The sequence below is a fragment of the Betaproteobacteria bacterium genome (assembly GCA_016709965.1).
GTDB classification, from domain to species: domain Bacteria; phylum Pseudomonadota; class Gammaproteobacteria; order Burkholderiales; family Rhodocyclaceae; genus Azonexus; species Azonexus amarohabitans.
On the sequence record JADJLT010000002.1, the window covers coordinates 224,666 to 230,665 of the forward strand.

A 6,000-nucleotide genomic window follows, 5' to 3' on the forward strand; every position below is an offset into this window, starting at 1 on the left:
GGTTGGCGATTCAGAACCAAAGGCTAGGACTTTCCCATCCAGCCACTCGGCAAGCAAAAGCTTGGGGATTTTGATCAGTTGCCCAATCCGCAAAACGGGTATCGGGAAGGTGCCTGCTGCTATCTGGCCGTAAATGCTTTTACGACTGAATCCTAATGATGTAGCTACATCTTCAGGAGAGAGAACCATCACCGGGGGAACTGACGCTCCAAGAGCGTCATAGGCCGTAATGACCTTTTCTTTTTCTATTGATGATTCTTGCAGCTTTCTCATTCGATGTAATCTTGTTTGCAATCTTTTCGGAGAGAAGACCGGCACAAGTTACCACCAAAAGAGACATACCAGACAGATATTCCGTGGTGCCCAGGAAGGGACTCGAACCCCACACCTTGCGGCGGCAGGACCTAAACCTGCTGCGTTCACCAATTTCGCCACCTGGGCACGCATGAAATCGTACTTCAGAAAGAAACCGAATTCACGACACACATTATCTTGATGAGGATTGCACCAACTTGGCACATTCTCATCTTCCACCTATTCTCATCTATTTCCGATGATTACAGTCCGACGATACTATGGAATCGTCAGCCCGAAAAGCAAAGGCTTGCCAGACCAATGCAATACATTTTAAAATCAATAACTTAAAACCAGCATTGGTGCCGGTGAAGATAAAATCCGCGAACGCGCAAGATTTACTAGGACCCAAATCTGGTGCGTCACCAATTTCGCCACTTGGGCAAGCGGGGCGCATTTTAGCACCGACTAGGCGCCAATCTCCAGAGCAGACTATTAATGTCGGTCGATCATTACGAAAACTTCCCTGTTGCCTCGCTGCTGGTGCCGGCCAAATTGCGCTCGCCGATCGAGGTGATTTACCGTTTTGCGCGCAGCGCCGACGATATTGCCGATGAGGGCGACGCATCGCGTGACGAGCGCCTCAATGGATTGAACGCCTATCGCGCCGAACTGGATCGCATCGACGCCGGCGACATTCCACAAACGGCGCTATTCGTCGAACTCGCCGAGGTGATCGCTGCCCATACCTTGCCCATCCAGCTCTTCCGCGACTTGCTCGACGCTTTCTCGCAAGATGTTGTGAAAACGCGATACGCCGATTACCCGGAATTGCTCGACTGTTGTCGCCGCTCGGCCAATCCGGTCGGGCGTCTGGTTTTGCACCTGTTTGGCCGAACCGAGCCGGCGCATCTGGCACAATCCGACTGCATCTGCACCGCCCTGCAGCTGATCAATTTTTGGCAGGATGTTGCGGTCGACTGGAAAAAAGAGCGGATTTACGTACCTTTGTGCGACCTCCCGCGCTTTCACGTCAGCGAGGTAGATATCGCGCAAAGCCACTGGTCGGCCAACTGGGCGGCACTGATGGATTTCGAGATTGACCGCACCAGCGCCCTGATAAAGCGTGGCGCACCGCTCGTCCATGCCCTGCCCGGCCGGCTTGGCTGGGAAATTCGATTGACCATGCAGGGCGGCCTGCGCATTCTCGACCGTATCCGGCAAGGTGCGTGGTGACGTTTTCACGCGACGTCCAAAGCTGGGCAAATGGGATTGGCTCGTACTTGCTGGCCGTTCCATTAGAATGTAGCCCCATGAATCCTGACAATTACTGCCAGGAGAAGTAGGCTGCCAGCGGCTCCTCCTTCTACTACAGCTTTCTGTTCCTTCCTGCTGAGCGCCGCCGCGCCAACATGGCGCTCTATGCCTTCTGCCGCGAAGTCGATGATGTCGTCGATGAATGCAACGATGCGGCCATCGCCTCCACCAAACTCACCTGGTGGCGACAGGAAATCGAGCGCGTGGCTACCGGCCAGCCGCAGCACCCGGTCGGACTGGCATTGGCCGGACTGGACAAGCGCATCAACCTGCCGAAGGAACAGTTGCTGGAAATCGTTGACGGCATGGAGATGGACCTCATGCAATCGCGCTACCTCGACTTCAAGGGCCTTTCGCTCTACTGCTACCGTGTCGCCAGCGTCGTCGGCCTGCTCGCAAACGCGACAACTTTCAAGTGCTTCACCAGCGCATTTCTTTGCCGCCGACGCGCAAGCTATGGCTGGCTGCCAAGACCTGGATGAAGGGCTGAAGCCTTGAAAATTGCCGTCATCGGTGGCGGCTGGGCCGGCATCGCTGCGGCCGTGGAATTGACTGCCGCCGGTATTGAAACCACCCTCTTCGAAGCCGGCCGCGTGCTCGGTGGCCGAGCTTCCGCGCTGTCCGCATTGATAGCCAGACGCTCGACAACGGCCAGCACATCCCGCTTGGCGCCTATCGCGAGACGCTGGCGCTGATGCGCCGGGTCGGTGGCGATCCTGACCAGCTATTCAACCGCCGCCCACTGCAGGTCATCGACAACACCGGCTACCGCCTGGCACTTCCGAAACCGCCGGCCCCGCCTCAGTAGCCTGGGGTTTTAACCGCTGCCCCGTCGATTGGAAAGAAAACCGCAAACAGCTGGTGGATGGAAGGCGTCAAACCGCCAGGGTTTCATTGGTGCAAGACATGACCGTCACCCAATGGCTGGACTCTGCGGGGCAGACTGGCGCCCTGCGCCGCCACCTGTGGGAACCGCTCTGACTCGCTGCACTGAACACGCCAGCCGAGCGCGCCTCGGCGCAACTTTCGTGCCGCGTCCTGCGCGACAGCCTCGGCAGTTCACGCCGCGAAGATACCGACCTGCTACTGCCCCGCGTTGATCTCGGCCAATTACTGCCGGATCCCGCCAGGAAATGGCTGTCCGCCCATGGCGCAAAAAATCTGTCTGAGCACACGCGTCAATCATTCCCAAGCACTGAAAATGCCATCAAAATCGACGGCAAGAAGCCTACGTAGCCGCGATCATCGCCACCGCACCCCAGCATATCGGCGGCGCCCTTTGGCCTGCTGCAGCCACCAATTACGCCTACGAACCGATTGCAGTACGGTCTACCTGAAATTTGGGCCAAAAACGAAAACTTCTTTCCCCTGACCAGCCGGCGGACGGTATGGCCAATGGATAGTTGATCGCGGCGATGGCCTGCTCGCCTGCGTCCTGAGCGGCCATGGCGATTGGGAAGCACTGGATGACGCGGCCTTGGCAATCGCCCTTTGAAACCGAACTGGCAATGCCGGAAACGTCGAGCTGGCACAAAGTCATCCGTGAAAAAAACGCGCCACCTTCTCGGCCACCCAGGACTGCAGCGCCCATCCAAGACCGAAGACCCGCGCATCTTCCGGCCGGCGACTACACCTGGGCCGACTACCCGGCCACGCTGGAAGGCGCCGTGCGGAGTGGTCAGCGGGCGGCATGATCAGCTGCCAAATCACTCGCCAAATGACAGAGCAATCCGGAATCGCGATTAGCCGATCCGGAGCAGGCCACTTAAAATAGGTGCCATACATAGAACCAGTCAGAAAACCACTGGCGCATCGTTAAGCCATGGGTTACTCCGGATGCTCGTTATTTTCGCCGGCACACTGGCCGGCACAGACTATTGAATAATGAACATGAATAAACAAATTGTCGCCCTGAACCGCCTCTTCCATCTCGGCACGATCAGGACAAGCCCCGAGACATGATCGACGAAACTCATCCGCAGTGGCGTATCCGGTTGGCGGCACCAATCTGGGGTGCTGTTTTTCGCCATCCCCGATCGCGTCGATCGGACTCAACGTCAATTCAACGGCCCGTGATCATCGGCGCCATGCTGATTTCCCCGCTGATGGGCCCGATTGTTGGCGTCGGATACGGGGCCGGCGTCAAGGATCTGCAGTTGATCAGACAGTCATTGCGCAATCTCGGTGTTTTTGTCGCGATCAGCCTGTTGACCGCAACGCTTTACTTTCTGCTGACCCGCTCACCCCACGCCCAATCGGAATTGCTATCGCGCACTAGCCCGACGCTGTGGGATGTCCTGATTGCCTTCTTCGGCGGTGCAGTCGGCATGATCAGAGAACGGCGGCGCTACAACTCCAGCCTGCGTTCCCCGCGATGCCCTCGCTACCGCCTTGATGCCGCCGCTATGCACCGCCGGCTGCGGTATATTTACCGGCAACCTGCAGTATTTTGGCGGCGCGTTTTACCTGTTCACCATCAACAGCGTCTTCATCGCCTTTGCCAGCCTGCTCGTGGTCAAGTTATTGCGCTTGCCGGAACGCGGCGAAATCGACGCCACGACCCGCCAACGTACCCGCCTCGCCATTGGCTTCATCGTCATTGCCACCGCCGTACCAAGCGGCTTCCTCGCCTACGACTTGGTCGTACAGAAAGTATTCGAAGAAAAAGCAATGCGCATCGTCCAGAGCATCGACAGGGATAAACGCTATGTGTTGCTTGGCCGGGAAATCTCCGTCGACAAGCGCCGCGTCATGCTGACGCTAGGCGGCGACGGGCAACTTGACGAGGTACGACAGCTCGTTGAACGACAGTTTGCAACCGAGGGCTACGATGGCGTAGAAGTCACGGTGCGCCATGTTGGTGCGGAGAAATTCGACGTCACCCAACTGAAGCAGGAACTGCAGCAACAAGTGCTCAGCAATACGCTCCAGCAGCTGCAGGGAAAGCGTGGCCACCAACGGACGCGCCTCGAAGCGAAATCGAAGTCGCTGAAGTCAGGGCGGGAAAGTTTGAGCGGCTGATCAAGGAAAATTCGCGCACAGTACCCGGAAGCCCTGAGGATTTCAGCGGGTAGTGGCAGCAGGCGCAACGCAATGACACCAGGGCCCAGACCACCATCATCATCACGATGGTCATCGATCAACCGATCATGGCGTCTGAACGAGCCCGCTTGCGGTCCGGGCTGAAGGCACGCTATCAGGGCAGGCCATTTCACTGGTGATCCAGTCCGGAAATTGCTTCATCAAACGCACGACCAAACGCTCGCGTCGAAGAGTCGTGGGTGCAACGAACAAATCTGACGCCTAACCAACATCACGAAAAACGCCGGATGGCCGTGACATCGCGATGCGGGTCTCGAAGCCGGCGACTCGACAGCCGCCACCAATGCGGCGTCCTCGTCTGATCATTGGTCACCAGCCCGAGCCGCCTTTCGCTCCTCGCGGGTTGCCGAGAAACTGTTCGGCCAGCCAATAAACTAGCAACAGCACCATTGGCCACCTATGAGCTGGCCCCAGCACGTACGGGGGCGCAGAATAGTCGCCGGGATGCCGCTGGCGACAAGGCTCGCCTCACCCTCGGCGAGGAGCCGCCAGATAAACCTGCATGACCGGCGCCGGTTGCGCGGCAGCTCAGATAAACAAAATGACTCAGCCCAGCATGGCGAGAGGCGAGCAGCGCAGCTTGCAGCGAGGCTGAATCAGATGCCGGAAGGCAGCGAACTTTAACCCGGACGAGGATGCGCAACGCCCACCAAAGATGAACGGTGTCGGCGCCATCCATCTGATCCTGAAAACTTTGAGGATCGAGCGCATCTCCTATCACTACGCGACATGCCGGTGGCAGGACGGATGCTCGACCCGTTACCACGAACCAGCGCGCTAACCTGATGGCCGCGCGCCAGCAGCGCCCTCACCGGGCGACAGCCAAGATAGCCGCGCTGGCGCCCGTAACAAAGACGTTCTTCCTCGTCACCGTGATGCAGACCAGTCGAATCAAAGCCAGCCGCCGCCCGGACTGAATGCGCAGAATGCGCCCGCAACGGGCAGCTTAATCGCTTCGTGCTCATTAAGGTGACCAGCAGCTGTCGTTCCCTGTTTGGCGTTTAGATCGAACATCAGGTCGATGACCTGCTGGCCGGTCGCAGCGTCGAGATTGCCAGTCGGCTCATCGGCGGAGACCAGTTGGGGATTAGGTGCGAAGGCGCGGGCCAGTGCCACGCGCGCTGCTCACCGCCGGACAAATGCTTCCGGATAATGCTTCCAGGCGATGACTGGGGCCAAACACGTTCCAGCCATTCGCCGGCTGCTGCGGTCATTTTCAGGAAAAGCCAGCCCAATTCAAAACGGCATGACATTCTCCAGCGCTGTCAGCGGGGGCGGTAGCTGAAA

At 58.1% G+C, this 6,000-nt stretch carries 3 protein-coding genes, 1 tRNA gene and 5 pseudogenes; 6 read left to right on the forward strand and 3 right to left on the reverse strand.

The genetic code is table 11. From position 1 onward, the window contains the following. Positions 1-33: 33 nt before the first annotated feature. Both IPJ12_12515 and IPJ12_12520 read right to left on the reverse strand, forming a co-directional pair. Positions 34-273: pseudogene (locus tag IPJ12_12515) on the reverse strand (helix-turn-helix domain-containing protein). 84 nt (positions 274-357) lie between these two features. Next, positions 358-441: transfer RNA gene (locus tag IPJ12_12520), tRNA-Leu, on the reverse strand. Between the two features lie 351 nt (positions 442-792). Here IPJ12_12520 and hpnC point away from each other — a divergent pair. From hpnC to IPJ12_12550, 6 genes and pseudogenes are all read left to right on the forward strand, one after another. Further along, a pseudogene (gene hpnC, locus IPJ12_12525) lies at positions 793-1,603 on the forward strand (squalene synthase HpnC). Positions 1,604-1,607: 4 nt separating this feature from the next. Next, a pseudogene (locus IPJ12_12530) lies at positions 1,608-2,101 on the forward strand (squalene/phytoene synthase family protein). A gap of 4 nt (positions 2,102-2,105) precedes the next feature. Continuing rightward, positions 2,106-2,419: pseudogene (locus IPJ12_12535) on the forward strand (FAD-dependent oxidoreductase). A gap of 796 nt (positions 2,420-3,215) precedes the next feature. Then, positions 3,216-3,305, forward strand: a pseudogene (locus tag IPJ12_12540) (FAD-dependent oxidoreductase). 393 nt (positions 3,306-3,698) lie between these two features. Next, a complete protein-coding gene (locus tag IPJ12_12545) occupies positions 3,699-4,313 on the forward strand; it encodes a DUF389 domain-containing protein (protein MBK7647953.1) in 615 nt (204 codons plus the stop codon). Next, positions 4,282-4,632 carry a hypothetical protein gene (locus IPJ12_12550; protein ID MBK7647954.1) on the forward strand — a complete coding sequence of 117 codons (351 nt, stop codon included), beginning with the start codon at positions 4,282-4,284 and terminating at the stop codon, positions 4,630-4,632. The genes IPJ12_12545 and IPJ12_12550 overlap by 32 nt, the downstream gene beginning before the upstream one ends. Before the next feature lie 972 nt (positions 4,633-5,604). Here IPJ12_12550 and IPJ12_12555 read toward each other — a convergent pair. After that, complete coding sequence (locus IPJ12_12555) at positions 5,605-5,829, reverse strand: hypothetical protein (protein ID MBK7647955.1); 225 nt, start codon at positions 5,827-5,829, stop codon at positions 5,605-5,607. Positions 5,830-6,000 lie beyond the last annotated feature (171 nt).

What these genes read in the sequence shown, in the direction of transcription:
- IPJ12_12545 (MBK7647953.1), top strand. Translation starts at nt 3,699, where the DNA reads ATGCTGATTTCCCCGCTGATGGGCCCGATTGTTGGCGTCGGATACGGG.
- IPJ12_12550 (MBK7647954.1), top strand. Translation starts at nt 4,282, where the DNA reads ATGCGCATCGTCCAGAGCATCGACAGGGATAAACGCTATGTGTTGCTT.